Source organism: Flagellimonas okinawensis (genome assembly GCF_029194005.1).
In the GTDB taxonomy this organism is placed as follows: Bacteria; Bacteroidota; Bacteroidia; order Flavobacteriales; family Flavobacteriaceae; genus Flagellimonas; species Flagellimonas okinawensis.
Genome location: NZ_JARFVA010000001.1, coordinates 906,598 through 926,376 on the forward strand (window position 1 = coordinate 906,598; position 19,779 = coordinate 926,376).

Genomic DNA, 19,779 nt, shown 5'->3' on the forward strand with positions numbered 1-19,779 from the left:
TTACACTTTAAAAATCTCGTTATTAGAGGGTTATTAAAAATGATGGAAAAGCCAATAAATTTCACCTTTTTCACAATCCTGCCACTGTAAGAGGAGCATGTTAAAATTGGGCACAAAAAAAAGGGCAACACCTTTAAGTGTTGCCCTTTTTAAATATCTATTAAGTGTTGAGACTAGCTCAAAACCTCTTCTACTTTATCGGCAGCTTCTTTAAACTGAACCGCAGAATGTACAGCCAATCCGGAGTTATCTATAATCTCCTTGGCCAACTCGGCATTAGTTCCCTGTAACCTAACAATAATTGGTACTTGAATTGCATCACCCATATTTTTATAGGCATCCACAACACCTTGCGCCACACGGTCACAACGTACAATACCACCAAAAATATTGATTAGAATAGCTTTTACATTAGGATCTTTTAGGATTATACGAAATGCCTCTTCAACTCTTTTGGCATCGGCGGTACCACCTACATCCAAGAAGTTGGCGGGCTCACCACCAGCCATCTTGATCAAATCCATTGTAGCCATGGCCAATCCAGCACCGTTAACCATACAGCCTACATTTCCATCCAAATCCACATAGTTCAATCCTACTTCGCGAGCTTCCACTTCAATTGGGTTTTCTTCGCGAAGGTCTCTCATTTCTGCGTAAGTCTTTCTTCTGTAAAGCGCATTGTCATCAATGGTTACTTTGGCATCAACAGCCATAATCTTATCATCGGAAGTCTTCAAAACCGGGTTGATCTCAAAAAGACTGGAATCGCTTTCTTCGTATGCTTTGTATAAAGACATCACAAATTTCACCATTTCTTTAAAAGCAGTTCCGGACAATCCCAAGTTAAATGCAATTCTCCTAGCTTGGAAAGGCAAAAGGCCCATTCCTGGATCAACTTCTTCGGTAAAGATCAAATGTGGGGTCTTTTCGGCCACTTCTTCGATGTCCATACCTCCCTCGGTGGAATACATGATCATATTTCTACCTGTACCCCTATTTAAAAGTACGGACATGTAGAATTCACTGGTTTCGCTATCGCCAGGATAATAAACATCCTCGGCCACCAATACTTGATGTACTTTTTTACCTTCAGCAGATGTTTGAGGCGTAACTAGGTTCATACCTATTATACTACCTGCCAATTCTTCTACTTCTTTCAAGTTTTTGGCCAATTTTACTCCACCGCCCTTACCACGGCCTCCTGCATGCACCTGTGCTTTGATCACATGCCATCCGGTTCCTGTTTCCTGTGTAAGTTGTTTTGCGGCATCTACCGCTTCTTTGGCGTTGTGGGCTACGATTCCCCTTTGGATTCTAACTCCAAAACTGGCTAAAATCTCTTTTCCTTGATATTCGTGAAGATTCATCTGTGAATTTACTTTTGTTTGAAGCAAAAATAGAAAACACCGCTGACAAATTGAAGGTGTTAAATAAATAATTGCTAATTAGGTATCAATAAAAGCCTCTTTTTTCTTGAGGAAGTCTATAACTTGAAATCTTTGAAGTCCAGAGGGTCAAAATTTTTGAAATGTCCATTCATTTCTATAACCTCCTTTGTCCGGTTTACTTCGCTTAATATATTGGTTGTGGCTTCTAAATGGTTTTTTATAAAATTTAGTCTGTCGGTTTCGCTCTTCATCAATAATAATTGATATTCCTGCTCAAATGATAGCCCCATTTTGTGTGCCAAGGAATAGCTATTAAACTGTTTAGGGGTTGTTTTGGTAAAGGGAACATCCATAATATCGTACAACATTTCAATTTTTCGAAGCACTTCACCCCGCAAACCTTCGTCCGCATCATTCTCCATTTCCAGAAACTCTATCTCGCCGCCGGCATATAATTTTCCCTCCAACCGTTCTTCAAAACTTAATACTTTAAATACTTGGCGTGCCACGCAAACCACATCCATTTCACCCGAATCATAGGTATTTACAACCTCCACCAACTGAACTTCGGTTCCATAAGAAAGTGAATTGTTGATGTACACCGGAATTCCAAATGTAAGCGCTTCCTTTCGGCAATCGTTGATCAATTGCTTGTATCGATCTTCAAATATATGCAAGGGCACCGTTTCGCCAGGAAAAAAAACAGATTTTAAAGGAAATAAAGGAAGTCTCATGCAGCTGAATTTGTCTAAAAATACACATCAATACCATAAGGAGCAACATTGACAATCGATAGATTGTTACAAATAAAACAACTTGTTATATTTTGATGTATTATTTTATGTTTCTTGCCTTTATACCTGATAAAACCTAGCTTTACAGCAAAATTATAGTTTAACATGAATACCAAAGACTTACTTCAACTAACAGAACAGTTTGGCGCACCACTTTATGTATACGATGCAGACAAGATCACATCGCAGTACAAAAAGCTTACCAATGCCTTTAAAGGAGTTCCTAGTCTAAAATTGAATTATGCCGCAAAAGCATTGTCCAATGTAAGTATTCTTAGATTGTTGAACAGTTTGGGAAGTGGTCTGGACACGGTATCCATTCAAGAAGTAAAATTGGGACTGTTGGCCGGATTTAAACCAGAATCCATAATCTTTACACCCAATGGAGTTTCTTTGGAGGAAATCGAGGAAGCTGCGGCCCTTGGAGTTCAGGTTAACATAGACAACCTGTCCATTTTGGAACAATTCGGCAGCAAACACCCAGATATCCCCGTTTGCATCAGAATAAATCCACATGTAATGGCTGGAGGAAATTCCAATATTTCCGTTGGACATATCGATTCCAAATTTGGTATCAGCGTACACCAAATCCCACACTTGCTTCGGATTGTAGAGTTGACCAATATGAACATCAACGGTATCCACATGCACACTGGTAGCGACATATTGGATATTGATGTTTTCCTATACGCTTCGGAAATTCTTTTTGAGACAGCGAAAAATTTCAAAGACCTGGAATTCATCGACTTTGGTAGTGGTTTTAAAGTGCCCTATAAAGAAGGTGACATTCAGACCAATGTGGATGAATTGGGTAAAAAATTGACCAAAAGATTCAATGAATTCTGTAAAGAATATGGCAGGGAGCTCACCTTGGCTTTTGAGCCTGGTAAATTTTTAGTGAGTGAAGCTGGGTATTTCTTAGCAAAGGTGAACGTGGTAAAACAAACTACTTCCACTGTATTTGCAAGCATCGATTCAGGTTTCAATCATTTGATCCGTCCAATGCTTTACGGTTCCACACACCAAATAAGCAATATATCCAACCCAAAAGGTAGAGAACGGTACTATTCTGTGGTAGGTTATATCTGCGAAACGGATACTTTTGGAAGTAATCGCAGAATCAGCGAAATATCTGAAGGTGATATACTTTGCTTTAAGAATGCCGGTGCCTACTGTTTTACCATGGCCAGCAACTACAATTCCCGATACAGGCCCGCAGAAGTGCTTTGGTACAATGGCAAGGCCCATCTGATCAGGGAAAGGGAAACCTTTGATGACATCTTAAGGAATCAAGTGGATGTGAAGGACCTTTTCGAAGCTCCAAAGAAGGAGACCGTTAAGTAGATGTATATCCCTTTAAGGAGTGTTAAAGCGAATACTATTTTGGTACAATTTTCGTTAGTTTTGTATTGATACATCGACAATTATGTCAAAAATGATGACTATGCGCTCAATTTATACCCAAATCAGCTTACTATTTTTAGTATTTACAGGCTTTACCACACAAGCCCAGGATATTCAATGGATTTCTTGGGAAGAGGCCGTGCAACTCTCCAAAACAGATGCTCAGCCTAAAAAAATCTTTGTTGACGTCTATACAGATTGGTGTGGATGGTGCAAAAAGATGGATCAAAACACCTTCCAGAATCCAGAGGTTTCTAAGTACATGCAAGACAATTTTTATATGGTAAAATTGGATGCAGAAGGCAAAGACCCGATAGTTTACCAAGGTAAAACTTTCAATTTTGTTCCCTCCGGGAGAAGAGGTTACCACGAATTGGCCGCTGCACTACTACAAGGCAAAATGAGTTATCCTACCGTAGTTTTTCTGGATGAGCAAATTAACATGCTTTCACCAGTTCCCGGTTATCAACAAGTGGAACCTTTTATGCAAATTGCCAAATATTTTGGCGAGAACATCTACAAGAATAAAGATTGGGAAAGTTACGCTGGGAAATAAATTCCCCAGCGTTTAATAATTTATTCACCTACTATAGTTTGGACTTTCTTTGGTAATCGTCACATTGTGGGGATGACTTTCGTGAATACCGCTGGAAGTAATTTTCACAAAACGGGCACTGTTCTTAAGCGTTTCAATATCGCCTGCTCCACAATATCCCATACCAGCTCTCAATCCACCGATAAATTGGTGCATACTTTCCATCAATTCACCTTTGTACGGTACACGGCCTACAATTCCTTCCGGCACCAATTTCTTGATATCATCTTCCACATCTTGGAAATAGCGGTCCTTACTACCTTGTTTCATGGCTTCAACGGAGCCCATTCCTCGATAGGATTTAAATTTACGCCCTTCGTAAATAATGGTTTCTCCTGGTGATTCTTTGGTCCCTGCCAATAAAGAGCCAAGCATTACCGTATCCGCTCCTGCTGCTATTGCTTTGGGTATATCTCCTGTATATCGAATACCCCCATCTGCGATAACTGGCACACCTGTACCTTTTAAAGCAGCGGCCACCTCCAAAACAGCGGAAAATTGTGGGAACCCAACCCCTGCAACCACACGAGTGGTACAAATAGACCCAGGTCCTATTCCAACTTTTACGGCATCAGCTCCGGCTTCTACCAGATATTTTGCAGCCTCTGCAGTGGCAATGTTTCCTACTACCACTTCCAACTCTGGAAATGATTTCTTTACTTCTTTTAATATACCTACAACACCTTTGGTGTGTCCATGGGCCGTATCTATAATAATGGCATCCACACCGGCCTTTACAAGGGCTCCCGCTCTATCTACAGCATCTGCGGTAACACCAATGGCAGCCGCAACACGTAAACGACCGTATTGATCTTTGTTAGCAATAGGTTTTTGGGTGAGTTTTGTAATATCCCTGAATGTGATCAATCCAATAAGCTCTTCCTTATCGTTGACCACTGGTAACTTTTCAATTTTATTTTCTTGAAGTATAACCTCGGCCTGTTGCAAGGAAGTACCCTCACCTACGGTAACCAAGTTTTCAGAGGTCATTACCTCTGCAATGGGGCGATCATCGTTCTTTTCAAAACGAAGGTCGCGGTTGGTTACGATACCGATCAATTTTTTATCTGCATCCACAATGGGGATACCGCCAATGCTGTGCTCCTTCATGCTAGCTTTTGCATCTCGGACCACAGAATCCAAAGGAAGTGTTACAGGATCCATGATCATACCACTCTCCGCACGTTTTACCTTCCTAACCTTTAAGGCCTGCTGTTCTATCGTCATGTTTTTATGAAGAACACCGATACCTCCTTCCCTTGCCATGGCAATGGCCATTCGGGATTCGGTTACCGTATCCATGGCCGCGGAAACAATGGGCACATTAATGGTAATGTTCTTGGTAAATTTTGACTGAATGTTTACTTCTCGGGGAAGTACTTCGGAGTATGCGGGCACAAGAAGAACGTCGTCGTATGTAAGACCTTCTCCAACAATTTTGTTTTGGTGAGCTTCCATTGCAATTACGGATTAATTGCGTGCAAATATACCACTAATTTTAATCAATTATGGACTTAGGTAATACTTTCTCAATTATCAGAATATGTTTTCGCCTTAAAGATGTCCATTAATACCTGAGCAGACCTAAAATCCAAAATATTAAATTTATTTATTCTAAATAAGCATTGTTTTATTCAGTTTGAACCGTACATTTGCCCCAAAATTGTAATTTATTTAAAATAAGTCTTAATTAATACAATGTACCGATCATCATTAATCATCGCATTTTTTAGTTTTCTATTCCTTTCGGGCCAACAAAAGCAAAATCCTACCGATTCAACGCTTATTGAGTTGAATGAAGTCGTTTTATCTGCCAAAGTAATCTTTGGAAGCAAATTTGTAGCAAAAAACAGAACAGGCTCTTCTTATTACCTCTCACCTGAAGAAATCAAAAAATTCAGCTATACAGATATCAATCGCACCTTACGCTCCGTACCCGGTGTAAACATATACGAAGAAGATGGATTTGGCCTTAGACCAAACATCAGCTTACGGGGAACTTCTCCGGAAAGAAGCTCCAAAATCACTTTAATGGAAGATGGGGTTCTCATTGCCCCTGCTCCCTACAGCGCCCCTTCGGCATACTATTTCCCCACCATTGCCAGAATGCAGGCTGTTGAAATTTTAAAGGGTTCCAGTCAGGTTCAATTTGGACCCTATACGACCGGGGGAGCCATAAACATGATTTCCACCGAAATCCCCGATAACTTTGGAATCTTTTTAAACAGTAGTTATGGTAGTTTCCAAAGTGGCCGTATCCATACGCAGCTAGGAGATTGCTACAAGAACTTTGGGTATTCCGTAGAATATCTTAATTACAATTCCAATGGATTCAAAAACCTGGAAAACGGGGACAATACAGGTTTTGACAAGAATGACCTTGTTGCCAAATTCAAGGTCAATACGAACCCTGAGGCAAAGCTAGGACAAGAGTTTGAAGTGAAAGTTCAGTACTCGGATGAAACATCCAACGAAACCTACTTGGGATTGACCCAGGAAGATTTTGATGCCGACCCCTTTCGTCGATACGCAGGATCCCAAAATGATCAAATGAATGCCGAGCATTTCCAACTTATGGGAACCCATGCTTTAAAGTTCAGTGATCAGTTCAGGATCACCACCATAGGCTATTACAACGATTTTAGCCGTAATTGGTACAAGGTGGATTATGTTACCATCGATGGGGAACGCCAAGGTATTGGTAATATTTTTGGTAATCCTAACGAGTATGCGTCTTACCTGAATCTAGTAAAAGGCGCTACCAATAGTGGAGCAAATGATTTTCTAAATGCCAGAAACAACAATAGGGACTATTTATCCACTGGGGTACAGACAAAATTAGATTACCATTGGAGCGGAGAAAACACTTACCATGATTTAGAAATTGGACTGCGATACCACTATGATGAGGAAGATCGCTTTCAATGGATGGATGATTACGCCATGGTGAACGGAAACATGCGGTTGATCAATGCAGGGGTTCCTGGTACAAACGCCAACAGGGTGAGCAGCGCTAAAGCTTTTGCTTCCTATGCAATGTATAAATTGAAAATCAACAATTTAACCTTGACTCCAGGTTTGCGGTACGAGAATATACGCTTGGAAAGACTGAACTATGGCACCAACGACATAGAGCGTACCGGTTCCGAACTTTCTGAAAGACAAAATAAGGTGGACGTATTTATCCCAGGAATTGGGTTCAACTATAATTTTAATGACCTGTCCATTTTTGGAGGGGTACACAAGGGATTTTCACCTCCTAGCAACCAACCCGGCGAAGACCCAGAGGAAAGTGTGAACTACGAGCTGGGAAGTCGTTTTTCTTTCGCCGGCATTTCTGGTGAGCTTGTTGGTTTTTACAACGATTACAGCAACCTTTTGGGCAGTGATCTTGCAGCGACGGGCGGAACTGGTTCTTTGGACCAATTCAATGCAGGTGAAGTGCGCGTACAAGGAATCGAGTTGCTACTTAACTACAACTTTTTGGAGAACAATGAAAGTCTTCAATTGCCCTTTACTTTTGGGTACACTTTAACCGATACGGAGTTCTTGAACAGCTTCGGCAGTGAAAACGACATTTGGGGAGAGGTTTCCGCCGGAGATGAAATGCCATATATTTCCAAGCATCAATTCAATGCTGCGCTATCACTTGAGCACCAAAGTTTTGAAATAAATCTTAGCGGAAGATACAATGGCGCTTTTAGAACAATGGCTGGAAATGGGCCAATACCCGCCGACGAAAAAGTAAGTTCCAACTTTATATTGGACCTTGGTGGAAAGTACAGGTTCAACGACCATTTGGCCGTAACTGCCAATGCCATTAATTTGTTGGACGAAGCATATGCTGTTGCCAGAGTACCGGCAGGTTTAAGACCCGGTCATCCATTTGGTATTTATGCAGGGATCGAACTTAGATATTAATATCGCGCCCTCAATTAATACAAATCAAAGGCACTCTATACCGGGGTGCCTTTTTTAATGATACACCGAAAACAGCTCGGTGGCTTTATTGAAAGCCGCCTCAAAAACCATCCAGTTGACACCGCTATCAACTTTTTCTGTAGTAAAATAGGAAAGCATTCTTTCGGTAGGCATATTGCCGGTAAGCTCATCCTTGGCCATAGGACAACCTCCAAACCCTTGAACGGCACCATCAAAACGGCGACAACCTGCTTTGTAGGCTGCATCAACTTTTTCGTGCCACTTTGTTGGAGTGGTATGTAGATGGGCACCAAATTCAATTTCAGGATATTTGGGAATTAGATTGGAAAACAGATAATCGATTACCTCCGGAGTGGAACTCCCAATAGTATCGGATAAGGAGAGAATCCTTGTGCCCATGGCTGCCAGCTTTTCGGTCCACTCTCCCACTATTTCCACATTCCAAGGATCCCCATACGGATTCCCGAACCCCATGGAAATATAGGTCACCACTTCCTTACCGTTGGCATCGGCCAGTTCCAAGATTCCTTTTAAGGTTTCTACCGATTGGTCGATTGTTTTGTGCGTGTTCCGCATCTGAAAGTTTTCCGAAATAGAAAAAGGAAAGCCCAAATAATCAATTACTCCGTGCTTGCATGCATCCTGTGCCCCTCTAACATTGGCTACAATGGCCAAGAGCTTGCTTTGGGTACGGGAAAGGTCCAATCGGGCCAAAACTTCGGCAGTATCTTGCATCTGGGGTATGGCTTTGGGCGACACAAAACTTCCAAAATCAATCGTGTCAAAACCGCATCCCAGCAAAGATTGGATATACTTCACCTTTTCATCCGTAGGAATAAACGTTTTTATTCCCTGCATGGCGTCCCGAGGACATTCTATAAGTTTTACTTTTGACATAGGCTTCCGTAAAAATAGCACTTATTTATCCGACAGAAATAGATAAAGTGCAATCCCTACAAAAACAATAATCTGCACCCATTTCAAATACACTCCTGCATTTTTATGACTTGTAAGATACTTGGAGATTGTTCCTGCGAGCACTGCAATGGAACCAAAAACAAGTAGGGCCGAAAGCATAAAAAGCAATCCCAGAACGTAGAATTGAATTACAGTATTGAGCTCATCACTGAACAAGAAACCGGGAAAAAAAGCTAAAAAGAAGATAGTAACCTTAGGATTGAGCACATTCATGGTAAAGCCCGTCCAAAAAAGTTTTCTCGGTGACTTAACAGATTTGCTCTCTTGGTTTAGCAGGATGGAGGCATCACTTCGGTATACCTTGTAGGCCAAATACAACAAATACAATGCTCCAAATAGTTTGATGGCAAAAAAAAGGGTGTCGCTACGTTTGATTATTTCCGAAACACCGAATGCCAGCAAAGTTGTGTGCACCAAACACCCTGAGACCAATCCAAAAACCGTGGCCAATCCGGCCTTGGTACCATTACTGATACTTTGTGTGAGCACAAAAATATTGTCTGGACCCGGTGAAATGGCCAGGGCCAAGGAAGACACCAAAAAACCTATCAATATGGGATAATTGATGGTTTCCAGAAATAAAAACATGCTGTACATATAATCTTAGCCCATTTCCTGTAAAATGGCCTTGTTGATTTTCTTTATAAGCGCCGGACCTTCGTATATAAATCCTGTGTAAAGTTGTACCAAATCTGCTCCAGCTTCCAGTTTTTCCAGTGCATCCTCTGCAGAATGGATACCCCCCACTCCAATAATTGGAAAAGCCTTTTTGCTATTGTCTGCCAAAAACCGAATCACTTCGGTACTCCTATTGGTCAATGGCTTCCCACTAAGTCCTCCTTTTTCTTCGGATAGGATCAAATGAGATTTCAACCCCTTTCTTTCTATGGTCGTATTGGTGGCGATTACACCATCAATTTTTGTGTCGGCAACAATCTCGATGATATCCAATAATTGATCCTCGGTCAAATCCGGGGCTATCTTCAATAAAATTGGTTTCTCCTTAACCTTGGAGGTCTTGGCCAATTTTGCATTCTGACTTTTGAGTTTTTTCAACAATTTGGTCAAAGGCTCCTTATCCTGAAGCTCCCTGAGTCCCGGTGTGTTCGGGGAACTCACATTGACCACAAAATAATCCACATAATCAAAAAGGGCTTCAAAACAGATCAGGTAATCCTTGATGGCCTCGTTGTTTGGCGTCACCTTGTTCTTGCCAATGTTTCCGCCGATTATTACCCTATGTTTCTTTTTTAGCTGCTCAACAGCCTCAAAAACCCCCTTATTGTTAAAACCCATTCGGTTAATGACAGCCTTATCCTCTTTTAACCGGAAAAGTCTTTTTTTGGGGTTCCCTGGTTGTGGTTTTGGGGTAACCGTGCCAATTTCCACAAAACCGAAACCAAAATCGGAGAACTCATTGTAAAGTTTGGCATCTTTATCAAACCCAGCGGCAAGTCCGACTGGGTTTTTGAACTTTACACCAAATACCTCACGCTCCAGCCTAGGGTCGTTTACTACGAATACCTTACGGAACAGACCGCCAAAACCCAATCTTGAAAAAAACTTAATGGCCAAAAAAGAAAAGTGGTGCACGGCTTCTGGATCAAACAGAAAAAGTACCGGGCGGATAAGTATTTTATACATTCAAATGGATTTTGGACAAAAATAAAAACTCTTAAAACAGTTCTTTACAAAACAATCAATTTTCGTCAACAGACCTATTAATGTGGATAGGACGCAAGGTCAACTGTCGGCATAACTTTAAATAACGATCATACTGCACATCGTTGAAGCTATTCAACAATCGCTGATCTATCATTCTAACATTTTGCTTCATACTATCCATAATGGTCGCATACTCCTTGGATACCTTGAGCAACACTTCCGGTGAGCTCTCCTCGTTCTTTTTCATCAAGAATTTGGCCTTATCCTTAAGGATATCGTTACGGACCTTCAACTCTGCGCTCCAGTTTTTAAGGTTTACCCGCTGTTCCTCACTCAGTTCAAAAACTTTGGTAATGGTCTCATTGTCTCTCCCTCCTACACCCAAAATGCAATCCATTTGGGAATACCCGAAAAAGCATGAAATAAAAAAAAGTGAAAATGTTAAGGCTTTCAATTTAAGATTGATGTTTATGGTGCCCGAAAGATACTTATTAATGCTTTTGATTTATAAAATAACGTGGGAATAAGCATTATTTTTGGTAAAAAGACCCACATGGAAAAATTACTGCCCCGATTTTTGGAATATGTCACCACCGATACTCAAAGTGATCCGTACTCCAAGACTACACCAAGTACAGAAAAGCAATGGGACCTTGCCAAAAAGTTGGTAATGGAATTGCATCAGATTGGCATGCAGGAGGTATCCATAGATGAGAATGCATACATTATGGCCACTTTGCCCAGTAATATGGACAAAGAGGTCCCTACCATAGGCTTTGTTTCCCATTTTGATACTTCCCCTGATTTCTCTGGAAGAAATGTAAAGCCTCAAATTATTGAAAATTATGATGGCAAGGACATTGTTCTGAACAAATTGAAGAACATTGTACTCTCCCCCGATTACTTTGAAGATTTAAAGGAATATGAAGGTCAGACCCTGATTACTACCGATGGGACAACTTTGCTCGGCGCAGATGACAAGGCGGGCATTGCAGAAATCATCACGGCCATGGAGTACCTTATCAATCACCCAGAAATAAAACATGGGAAAATTAGGATAGCATTTACACCGGATGAAGAAATTGGTCGAGGCGCCCATAAATTCGATGTGCAAAAATTCGGTGCTGAGTGGGCCTACACTATGGATGGCAGTCAAGTAGGTGAATTGGAATATGAAAACTTTAATGCGGCAAAAGCAAACATTACCATAACCGGAAAAAGTGTGCATCCCGGATACGCCAAAAACAAGATGGTAAACGCCATTGGTATTGCCAACGATTTTTTAACGCATTTACCACCAAGTGAAGTTCCCGAACACACATCGGGAAGGGAAGGTTTTTTTCATGTGCACAAGATCAAGGGAGAAATTGAGAGGGCCGAGATAGACCTTATCATACGGGACCATGATGCGGTACATTTTCAGGCCAGAAAAGATCTACTGCACGATATCAAGAAAAAACTCAATAAAAAACATGGAGAGTTTGTCGATCTGACCATTGAGGACCAATATAAAAACATGCGAGAAAAGGTAGAACCCATGTACCATATTGTGGAAATCGCCGAAGAAGCCATGAAATCCCTTCAAATCGAGCCCATAATTAAACCTATTAGAGGGGGTACGGATGGGTCACAGTTAAGTTTTATGGGACTGCCCTGCCCCAATATTTTTGCTGGCGGACACAATTTTCATGGCAAATACGAGTATGTTCCCGTGGAAAGTATGGAGAAGGCCGTTATGGTTATTGTAAAAATCTGTGAATTAACTGCCAGTCAAATAAAATAGCATTGGACAAGACCAAACAGCTCGAAACCTATTACAATCAGGATCACCCCTTTAGGGGTGGTATTGCCCAATTACGCCGGCTAGCGCTAAAAACGGGAGCCGAGGAAACCTTTAAATGGAGTATTCCCGTATACACGGTTAATGGCAAAAATGTTTTCGGGATATGTAAGTTCAAAACTCATTTTGGGATTTGGTTTTTTAATGGCGTGTTTTTAACAGATACTAAACAGGTGCTGGAAAATGCCCAGGAAGGCAAAACCAAAGGAATGCGACATTGGAAGTTTACTTCAGTAAATCAGGTGGACGATTTGGCCGTTTTGGACTACATGAACGAGGCCATCGAGAATCAGACAAAAGGGTTGGAAATCCGGCCGGAGAAATCCAAAAAGTTGACCATTCCCGATTTGCTACATCATGAATTGGAAAAAAATCCAGATGTAAAGACCAATTTTAAAAAGCTATCCCCCTACAAACAAAAAGAGTTCTGCGAATATATTGCCGAGGCCAAACAAGAGAAGACCAAACTGCGCAGGCTGGAAAAAATTCTGCCAATGATAAAAAATGGAGTTGGTTTGAACGATGGGTATCGGTAACACTGGAAGTCCACAATTATGCCGCTATCTAAATATTATATGCTCTGAGGCTTTTCTGAATATGAAAAGACCATTGTTTTAAACAGTGCCAAAAGTTATTTCGTTTTCTCTTCCTACTTTTAACTAGATTTTAAACTAGTAAAAGATGCACAAAAACATTTTAATCTTCATCCTGATTGTTCTAATATCACAAGCCAAAGGAATAGGGCAAGAAGGGATTAAATATATAAAAGCAGGGACACTTTATGACAGTAAAAACAACGTCCTTCTTAAAAATAAATTAATCCAGATCAAAGGAACAAGGATTGTCTCCATTGATGAAGTTGAATCTTTGCCGAAAGGTGCAGAAGTGTTGGACCTGTCAAATCACACTGTTCTTCCAGGATTGATAGACGCCCATACACACGTACTCTTTTCTCAAGATGCAAACAAAGATTTTGCGGAGCACAGTATAACATCATTGACGATGGAACATGATGGACTACGGACGCTACGTGGAGCAAAAAGGGCAAAAAGTTATTTGTACAATGGAATCACATCGATAAAGGACCTAGGTAATTCCGGCCGTTTTCTTGATGTTGCTCTTAAAAATGCCATAAATGAAGGAACCACTGAAGGACCGAGAATTTTTGCTTCGGGGCCTATATTAGCTGCACAAGGAGGCCAAATTTATGATGTTCTGCCCGAACATCAGCAAATCATTAATTTGGAATATAGAATAATAAAAAGTCCTGAGGACGGTAAAAATGCCGTACGAGAACATGTCAACCAAAACGTTGACCTAATTAAGGTCTGTGCCGATAATATTCCCAATAAAACGTTTTTGAGTGTTGATGAAATGAAATCAATTGTACAAACTGCTCATGACCACAATTTAACCGTAACCGCACATTGCATTACAAACCAATCTGCTTGGAATGCAGTTGAAGCTGGCGTAGATGGAATAGAACATGGTTTTAACTTGGCCGATAGCACGTTAACAAAAATGGCCGAGAAACAAATATATCTGGTTCCAACCGAAAACAGTAGATCATATATGGATGTATATACCAAACTTGCCGGATATCAACCGGACGAATTGGACTGGGTGGATGACTATATCGCAAGAATGAACGATCGACTCAAAAGAGCAATAAAAAAAGGGGTGCAAATAGTAGCCGGATCTGATAATTATACAAATATCAATACATCCAGAGGGCAATCCTCAAAGGATATGTTTCGATATTATTTTGAAGCAGGCATGAAACCATTGGATATCTTACAGGCAAGCACATACCTTTCAGCAAAGCAATTCAATAAAGAAAATCGAATTGGAGTAATTGCTCCTAAAGCCTATGCGGACATTATTGCGGTAGAAGGAGATATAAACAAGGACTTTGTCAACACCATCGACAATGTAGTTTTTATTATGAAAGATGGCGCAGTTTATTTGGATGCAACCAAATAAGATTCTATCACACTATCCTACTTGGGAAACTCCCAACCATTGTGGTATTCGTTCATCAACAAAGCATCTGCTTTGGCATTGTTGAAATTTTTGTTTTCCGCATCCCAGAACAAACGCTCCCCTGTTTTGAAGGCAATATTGCCCAAATGGCTTACTACAGCGGTATCATAACCTACTTTTATCGGAGCTTTGAGTATAGATCTGTCCCTTGTTTTAACGGCCTCCAAAAAATTCTTGGTATGCAGTCCCAAGCCTTGACCAATACCTTCCTGTAATGGAACAGCATCAATTTTAGGTCCCAGGTCCTGGCTCCAGTGCGGACGATCATGCTCTGGAATCACCTCCCAGCCACCACGGTCGAGCACCAAAGTTCCATTGTTACCGATAAACGCAATTCCATGATTACGGCCATAGTTGCCACCATCAATACCCGTGGCATGCTCCCATAGCAATGAAAAATCTCCAAAGTCGTATACAGTTTGCAATGTGTCAGGGGTTTCGGCCGCATCATCCGGATAAGCAAATTTTCCACCCATCGCCATGATGGATTTGGGAGTAGCGGCTTTCATTCCGTAGAGGGCATAGTCAATTAAATGTACGCCCCAATCTGTCATTAAACCTCCGGCATAGTCCCAATACCATCTAAAATTAAAGTGGAACCTATTTTTATTGAAAGGGCGTTTTTGGGCCGGACCCAGCCACATATCATAATCAACCCCTTTTGGAACCGGGCTGTTCGGTAATACGGGGATGGATTGCATCCAACCCTGATAGGCCCACGCCTTAACCAAACGTATCTGCCCTAATTTACCCGAGTGCACATAATTTATGGCATCTACAAAATGGGGCTCACTGCGTTGCCATTGGCCAATCTGCACCATTCTGTCACTCGCATTCACCTTGGCCAACATAGCATCACTTTCTGCTATGCAGTTTGCAATGGGCTTTTCACAATACACATCTTTTCCGGCATCTATGGCATCGGTGAGTTGAAGACAATGCCAATGATCTGGCGTACCAATAATTACAATATCAATATCTTTATCTTCCAGCAGTTGTCTATAATCCTTGTACCATTTGGGTTTTTCAACACCGCCTTTTTCAAGCTCTGCTGTTTTCTCGCGCAGTACATTTTCATCAACATCGCATAGGGCGACCACATCCACCTCACTGTTCTGCAACATGGAACTTAAATTGGAGAAACCCATACCATTGCAACCAATAAGACCTACTTGTATTTTATCGTTGGGACTTATGTTTTTACGAACGGATGCCAATAATTCGGTCGGAAACACCATGGATGCACCCAATCCCGCAACACACAATCCACTACGTTTTACAAATTGTCTTCTTGATCCCATATTTTTTCAAATTTGGAATAAGATACAAAAAAACGTCCCTTGAAAAATCTATCTTCAAGGGACGTTTAGAATTTTGGAATGTTGTTTCGCTTACTTCTTTTCAGCGGGAGCGTTCAACTTTTGGCTCATTTCCATAGATATGGCGGAGCGGTCGAACTTTAAACGGCCTGCCATGGTTTCGATAACACAGGAGAAATCCTTGTCGTTCAATTCCACGATTTTACCGTGCAGTCCACTTTTGGTGATGATTTTATCACCCTTTTTTAATTCCGAAGCGAATTTTTTCTCATCCTTCTGACGTTTGATTTGTGGGCGAATCATAAAAAAATACGCCACGGCAAAAATCAAGACCAGAGGTAAAAGTGATTGAATGTTTTCCATTTAGGATGTTTAATTATTTAACAGGACCTGCTGGTACTGCTCCAGGCGCTTGTACAAATGCTTTGATTCTAACTATTTCCGAACCTTTTGCAGTGTTTGCACTAACAGTAATGGTTTTTGTTACTTGATTTTGACCTGACCCGTTGAACTTCACCAACAACTCACCAGTCTCTCCTGGGGCAATAGGATCTTTTGGTGGGTTAGGCACTGTACATCCACAGCTACTCTTTGCATTTGTAATGATCAGAGGAGCATTACCTGTGTTTGTGAAGGTAAATACGGTTTCTTGTGGAGTTCCTCTTTGAATGGTACCAAAATCATGCTCGGTTTTTTCGAACGTCATTACAGGAACCAATTTGTCCGCTTCGTCTCTGCTTACAGCACTTTCAACATTGTCAGCAACTATTTTGTTAGATGCTTTGTCTTTACATGATACGCTGGTTAGGGCAACCACCATGATCAAACTAAAAATTGTTGTTATTCTTTTCATGATTAAAATTTGTTTTCCCAAAATTAAGGAATTATTGTTTATTGTAGACCTCGGCCTATTTTTTGGAGCCTACCATCTGATTTATACTCCTTTGCCAGCTTGTCCAACACCCCATTTATAAAGATGCTACTTTTAGGTGTAGAGTATTCCTTTGCAATTTCCAGATACTCGTTCAACGTAACTTTTTCCGGAATGGATGGAAAATTGAGCAGCTCACAAATTGCCATTTTTAAAATAATGGAATCTATTTCCGCAATACGGTCATTGTCCCAATTTGGTGTTTTGCCCTCGATTTCCTTCTCCCATTTGGCATCGTTGAGCAAGGTTTTGGTCAATAGTTCGTTGGCAAAGTCCATATCCTGCTGATCCTTGAGCAAGGCAGGCAAGAAAAATCGGTCCTCAGAATCTGGTTTGGCTTTTTTAAGCCGTTTTACCAAAAAGGTATTCACAATAGGGAAATCATCTACCCAAGTCAATTTATCGTCCTCGAAGTAATCGTAGATCTTTTCGTTCGGGGCAATAATTTCCTTGAACAATTGAAGTACCACCTCGCGATCATTTGTGTAATCGTCTTCCCCGCCGGACATGTATTCTTTATAAATATCGCTGGAAACAACTTCTTTGTAAATGATTTTCACGTACTCATCGTTCAAATACCAGTTGTTCAACTTTCTATTGGAAAGTTCCGCCTTTAATGCTTCGTTGTTCACCAATTGCATTAACAAACGATTGTTTACGAACTTTTTTGGATTGGGATAATTGTCCTCTTCGGTTGCCACATATTTTTTGGAGGCGTGGCTCACATGTTTTTCGGCCAATCGATGAAGTTCGGCCAAGAGGCTTAAAATTAAAAGGTATAGAACATACATGTTTTCTATACTCACGCGCAAGAACTTTTCCTGTTTCTGAAGAGAATCGTCCTTGGACTGCACCAATGCATAAATACATTGCATCACTTTTACTCGAATGTGCCTTCTGGTTAACATGTTTAAAGAACTTTTAAAGTCATTATTTGGCTTTCACACCGCAAAAGTAATCTTATATTTGATTCTTACCTACCAAAGTTGGTTTCTTATCAGTTTTATAACATTTACTTTGTGCGGTATGGCATATATTTGCGGGATTATCCGCCAAAATCGACACAACAAAAACCGCCTTTCCCTTTTATGAAGGAACTTAAACACCTCAATAAATATTTCAAAAAATATTGGCTAAAACTGCTTTTGGGTATTTTGATTACCATAATTGCTCGTGTTTTTTCCTTGGTGATGCCTTCTTATGTGAACAAATCTATTCAGGCAGTTGAAGATTTTATGTCGGATGCGATCACACTTTCTGATGCAAAGGGGTTATTGTTACAATATATTTTGATCATTGTTGGGGCTGCCATCCTTTCCGGTCTTTTTACCTTTTTAATGCGCCAAACGATCATCAACGTGTCCCGTTACATCGAATATGATTTAAAAAATGAGGTGTTTGACCATTATCAATTGCTCAGCCTTAATTTTTACAAAAAAAATAGGATCGGTGATCTTATGAACCGAATCAGTGAGGATATCAATCAAGTTAGATTGTACGGTGGGCCAGCTATTATGTACGGCATACAAACCTTAACGCTTTTTGTTTGCCTTATCCCCCTAATGTTTATCAAAGCCCCTACCCTGGCAGCCTATACCCTGCTACCCTTGCCTATTTTATCGGTTTTGATTTATCAGATCAGTAAAATAATACATAGGAGAAGTACCAAGGTTCAGGAGTTTTTATCCACGCTTTCCACCTTTACCCAAGAATCCTTTTCGGGAATCTCGGTTATAAAGGCATACAGCATTGAGCCAAGGATCAATAGCGAATTAAGAGATCTGGCGCAAGAGGGCAAAGACACTAGTATGGCCTTGGCCAAGGTTAACGCTTGGTTTTTTCCCTTGATGATCTTGTTGATCGGTGTAAGTAATTTGTTCGTTATTTATATTGGGGGCCAACAATATATTAATGGTGAAATAGAAACTATTGGAATAATCGCCGAGTTTATACTTTATGTAAACATGCTCACTTGGCCGGTTGCCATTGTCGGGTGGTTAACCTCTATAGTTCAACGGGCCGAAGCCTCACAAAAGCGTATCAATGAGTTCTTAAACCAAGAACCATCCATTCAAAACAAAATTGTGGAACCGACTCCCATAAAAGGGGACATTGAGTTCAAAAATGTGACCTTCACCTACGAGGATACCAATATTACCGCATTAAAAGATGTTTCCTTTTCTGTTAAAGCAGGTCAAACCGTCGCCATTTTAGGTAAAACAGGAGCTGGAAAATCAACCATATTGGATTTGGTGGCAAGATTATACGATACCACTTCCGGAGAAGTTCTGGTGGATGGCGTTGCCGTTCAAAATTTAAACTTGGACAGTTTGCGAAGTTCCATCGGTGCCGTACCACAGGATGCCTTCCTATTTTCAGACACCATTGAGAACAACATCCGCTTTGGAAACGAAAATGCCACACATGAAGAAATAGTGGAAGTCGCCAAAAAAGCAGTTGTGCACAAAAACATTGAAGGTTTTGCCAAAAAATACGATACGGTATTAGGAGAGAGAGGAATCACTCTCAGTGGTGGACAAAAACAGCGGGTATCCATTGCCCGTGCATTGTTAAAGGACCCGAAAATCTATCTTTTTGATGATTGTTTGTCCGCAGTGGACACCGAGACCGAGGAAGAAATCCTAAATAATTTAAAGCGGGTATCCGAAAGCAAGACCACACTTATTGTCAGCCACAGGGTATCCTCCGCCAAAAATGCCGACAAGATCATTGTATTGGAAGATGGCAAGATTATTCAAGAAGGCACCCATGAAGAACTGAACAACATGGATGGCTATTACAAAGATCTATACATCAATCAGCTATCGGGCAAAGAATCATAAAAAAGTTGCTGAATTAGCTTTTTTTTTACATTTTTGG

18 protein-coding genes are annotated in these 19,779 nt (G+C 40.8%); 7 read left to right on the forward strand and 11 right to left on the reverse strand.

Annotated elements, in window-relative coordinates; genetic code table 11:
• Nucleotides 1–173 precede the first annotated feature (173 nt).
• Entirely contained in the window at nt 174–1,367 is a 1,194-nt protein-coding gene (gene sucC, locus PY091_RS04310) for an ADP-forming succinate--CoA ligase subunit beta (RefSeq protein WP_275648471.1), read from the reverse strand.
• Between the two features lie 116 nt (nt 1,368–1,483).
• Entirely contained in the window at nt 1,484–2,122 is a 639-nt protein-coding gene (locus PY091_RS04315; RefSeq protein ID WP_275648472.1) for an LON peptidase substrate-binding domain-containing protein, read from the reverse strand.
• Between the two features lie 165 nt (nt 2,123–2,287).
• Here PY091_RS04315 and lysA point away from each other — a divergent pair, with 165 nt between their 5' ends.
• A complete protein-coding gene (gene lysA / locus PY091_RS04320; protein WP_275648473.1) occupies nt 2,288–3,526 on the forward strand; it encodes a diaminopimelate decarboxylase in 1,239 nt (412 codons plus the stop codon).
• 100 nt (nt 3,527–3,626) lie between these two features.
• On the forward strand, nt 3,627–4,142 hold the full coding sequence (locus tag PY091_RS04325) for a thioredoxin family protein (protein ID WP_275648474.1): 516 nt from the start codon (nt 3,627–3,629) through the stop codon (nt 4,140–4,142).
• A 24-nt stretch (nt 4,143–4,166) separates the two neighbouring features.
• Here the strand turns inward: PY091_RS04325 and guaB are convergent, their stop codons facing one another.
• Nucleotides 4,167–5,639 carry an IMP dehydrogenase gene (gene guaB / locus PY091_RS04330; RefSeq protein ID WP_275648475.1) on the reverse strand — a complete coding sequence of 491 codons (1,473 nt, stop codon included), beginning with the start codon at nt 5,637–5,639 and terminating at the stop codon, nt 4,167–4,169.
• Between the two features lie 240 nt (nt 5,640–5,879).
• Here guaB and PY091_RS04335 point away from each other — a divergent pair, with 240 nt between their 5' ends.
• The gene (locus PY091_RS04335) at nt 5,880–8,102 is read left to right on the forward strand and encodes a TonB-dependent receptor family protein (protein WP_275648476.1); all 2,223 of its coding nucleotides are present in this window, start codon (nt 5,880–5,882) and stop codon (nt 8,100–8,102) included.
• 54 nt (nt 8,103–8,156) lie between these two features.
• Here the strand turns inward: PY091_RS04335 and PY091_RS04340 are convergent, their stop codons facing one another.
• From PY091_RS04340 to PY091_RS04355, 4 genes are read right to left on the reverse strand one after another with little or no spacing between them, the layout of a single operon-like run.
• On the reverse strand, nt 8,157–9,020 hold the full coding sequence (locus tag PY091_RS04340) for a hydroxymethylglutaryl-CoA lyase (RefSeq protein WP_275648477.1): 864 nt from the start codon (nt 9,018–9,020) through the stop codon (nt 8,157–8,159).
• Between the two features lie 21 nt (nt 9,021–9,041).
• The gene (locus tag PY091_RS04345) at nt 9,042–9,698 is read right to left on the reverse strand and encodes a LysE family translocator (protein ID WP_275648478.1); all 657 of its coding nucleotides are present in this window, start codon (nt 9,696–9,698) and stop codon (nt 9,042–9,044) included.
• 6 nt (nt 9,699–9,704) lie between these two features.
• Nucleotides 9,705–10,745, reverse strand: coding sequence for a quinone-dependent dihydroorotate dehydrogenase (locus tag PY091_RS04350; protein ID WP_275648479.1), 1,041 nt, complete (start codon nt 10,743–10,745; stop codon nt 9,705–9,707).
• Nucleotides 10,746–10,800: 55 nt separating this feature from the next.
• Nucleotides 10,801–11,151, reverse strand: a complete 351-nt coding sequence (locus tag PY091_RS04355; RefSeq protein ID WP_275648480.1) for a hypothetical protein — start codon at nt 11,149–11,151, stop codon at nt 10,801–10,803.
• A gap of 168 nt (nt 11,152–11,319) precedes the next feature.
• On the opposite strand from PY091_RS04355, the gene pepT reads away from it, so the two are divergent.
• From pepT to PY091_RS04370, 3 genes are all read left to right on the forward strand, one after another.
• Nucleotides 11,320–12,549, forward strand: coding sequence for a peptidase T (pepT, locus tag PY091_RS04360; RefSeq protein ID WP_275648481.1), 1,230 nt, complete (start codon nt 11,320–11,322; stop codon nt 12,547–12,549).
• Between the two features lie 2 nt (nt 12,550–12,551).
• Nucleotides 12,552–13,142 carry a YdeI/OmpD-associated family protein gene (locus tag PY091_RS04365; RefSeq protein ID WP_275648482.1) on the forward strand — a complete coding sequence of 197 codons (591 nt, stop codon included), beginning with the start codon at nt 12,552–12,554 and terminating at the stop codon, nt 13,140–13,142.
• 145 nt (nt 13,143–13,287) lie between these two features.
• Complete coding sequence (locus PY091_RS04370; RefSeq protein WP_275648483.1) at nt 13,288–14,589, forward strand: amidohydrolase family protein; 1,302 nt, start codon at nt 13,288–13,290, stop codon at nt 14,587–14,589.
• Between the two features lie 17 nt (nt 14,590–14,606).
• Here PY091_RS04370 and PY091_RS04375 read toward each other — a convergent pair whose 3' ends face one another.
• From PY091_RS04375 to nusB, 4 genes are all read right to left on the reverse strand, one after another.
• The gene (locus PY091_RS04375; protein ID WP_275648484.1) at nt 14,607–15,950 is read right to left on the reverse strand and encodes a Gfo/Idh/MocA family protein; all 1,344 of its coding nucleotides are present in this window, start codon (nt 15,948–15,950) and stop codon (nt 14,607–14,609) included.
• Nucleotides 15,951–16,040: 90 nt separating this feature from the next.
• Complete coding sequence (yajC, locus tag PY091_RS04380; protein WP_275648485.1) at nt 16,041–16,331, reverse strand: preprotein translocase subunit YajC; 291 nt, start codon at nt 16,329–16,331, stop codon at nt 16,041–16,043.
• A gap of 13 nt (nt 16,332–16,344) precedes the next feature.
• The gene (locus PY091_RS04385; RefSeq protein WP_275648486.1) at nt 16,345–16,821 is read right to left on the reverse strand and encodes a DUF1573 domain-containing protein; all 477 of its coding nucleotides are present in this window, start codon (nt 16,819–16,821) and stop codon (nt 16,345–16,347) included.
• A 38-nt stretch (nt 16,822–16,859) separates the two neighbouring features.
• The gene (nusB, locus tag PY091_RS04390; RefSeq protein ID WP_275648487.1) at nt 16,860–17,807 is read right to left on the reverse strand and encodes a transcription antitermination factor NusB; all 948 of its coding nucleotides are present in this window, start codon (nt 17,805–17,807) and stop codon (nt 16,860–16,862) included.
• Nucleotides 17,808–17,987: 180 nt separating this feature from the next.
• On the opposite strand from nusB, the gene PY091_RS04395 reads away from it, so the two are divergent.
• The gene (locus tag PY091_RS04395; RefSeq protein WP_275648488.1) at nt 17,988–19,742 is read left to right on the forward strand and encodes an ABC transporter ATP-binding protein; all 1,755 of its coding nucleotides are present in this window, start codon (nt 17,988–17,990) and stop codon (nt 19,740–19,742) included.
• The last annotated feature ends 37 nt before the right edge of the window (nt 19,743–19,779 follow it).

Bases quoted from the DNA above. Each gene is read 5' to 3' on its own strand.
- sucC (WP_275648471.1), bottom strand. From the start codon at position 1,367: ATGAATCTTCACGAATATCAAGGAAAAGAGATTTTAGCCAGTTTTGGA.
- PY091_RS04315 (WP_275648472.1), bottom strand. From the start codon at position 2,122: ATGAGACTTCCTTTATTTCCTTTAAAATCTGTTTTTTTTCCTGGCGAA.
- lysA (WP_275648473.1), top strand. From the start codon at position 2,288: ATGAATACCAAAGACTTACTTCAACTAACAGAACAGTTTGGCGCACCA.
- PY091_RS04325 (WP_275648474.1), top strand. From the start codon at position 3,627: ATGCGCTCAATTTATACCCAAATCAGCTTACTATTTTTAGTATTTACA.
- guaB (WP_275648475.1), bottom strand. From the start codon at position 5,639: ATGGAAGCTCACCAAAACAAAATTGTTGGAGAAGGTCTTACATACGAC.
- PY091_RS04335 (WP_275648476.1), top strand. From the start codon at position 5,880: ATGTACCGATCATCATTAATCATCGCATTTTTTAGTTTTCTATTCCTT.
- PY091_RS04340 (WP_275648477.1), bottom strand. From the start codon at position 9,020: ATGTCAAAAGTAAAACTTATAGAATGTCCTCGGGACGCCATGCAGGGA.
- PY091_RS04345 (WP_275648478.1), bottom strand. From the start codon at position 9,698: ATGTACAGCATGTTTTTATTTCTGGAAACCATCAATTATCCCATATTG.
- PY091_RS04350 (WP_275648479.1), bottom strand. From the start codon at position 10,745: ATGTATAAAATACTTATCCGCCCGGTACTTTTTCTGTTTGATCCAGAA.
- pepT (WP_275648481.1), top strand. From the start codon at position 11,320: ATGGAAAAATTACTGCCCCGATTTTTGGAATATGTCACCACCGATACT.
- PY091_RS04370 (WP_275648483.1), top strand. From the start codon at position 13,288: ATGCACAAAAACATTTTAATCTTCATCCTGATTGTTCTAATATCACAA.
- PY091_RS04375 (WP_275648484.1), bottom strand. From the start codon at position 15,950: ATGGGATCAAGAAGACAATTTGTAAAACGTAGTGGATTGTGTGTTGCG.
- yajC (WP_275648485.1), bottom strand. From the start codon at position 16,331: ATGGAAAACATTCAATCACTTTTACCTCTGGTCTTGATTTTTGCCGTG.
- PY091_RS04385 (WP_275648486.1), bottom strand. From the start codon at position 16,821: ATGAAAAGAATAACAACAATTTTTAGTTTGATCATGGTGGTTGCCCTA.
- nusB (WP_275648487.1), bottom strand. From the start codon at position 17,807: ATGTTAACCAGAAGGCACATTCGAGTAAAAGTGATGCAATGTATTTAT.
- PY091_RS04395 (WP_275648488.1), top strand. From the start codon at position 17,988: ATGAAGGAACTTAAACACCTCAATAAATATTTCAAAAAATATTGGCTA.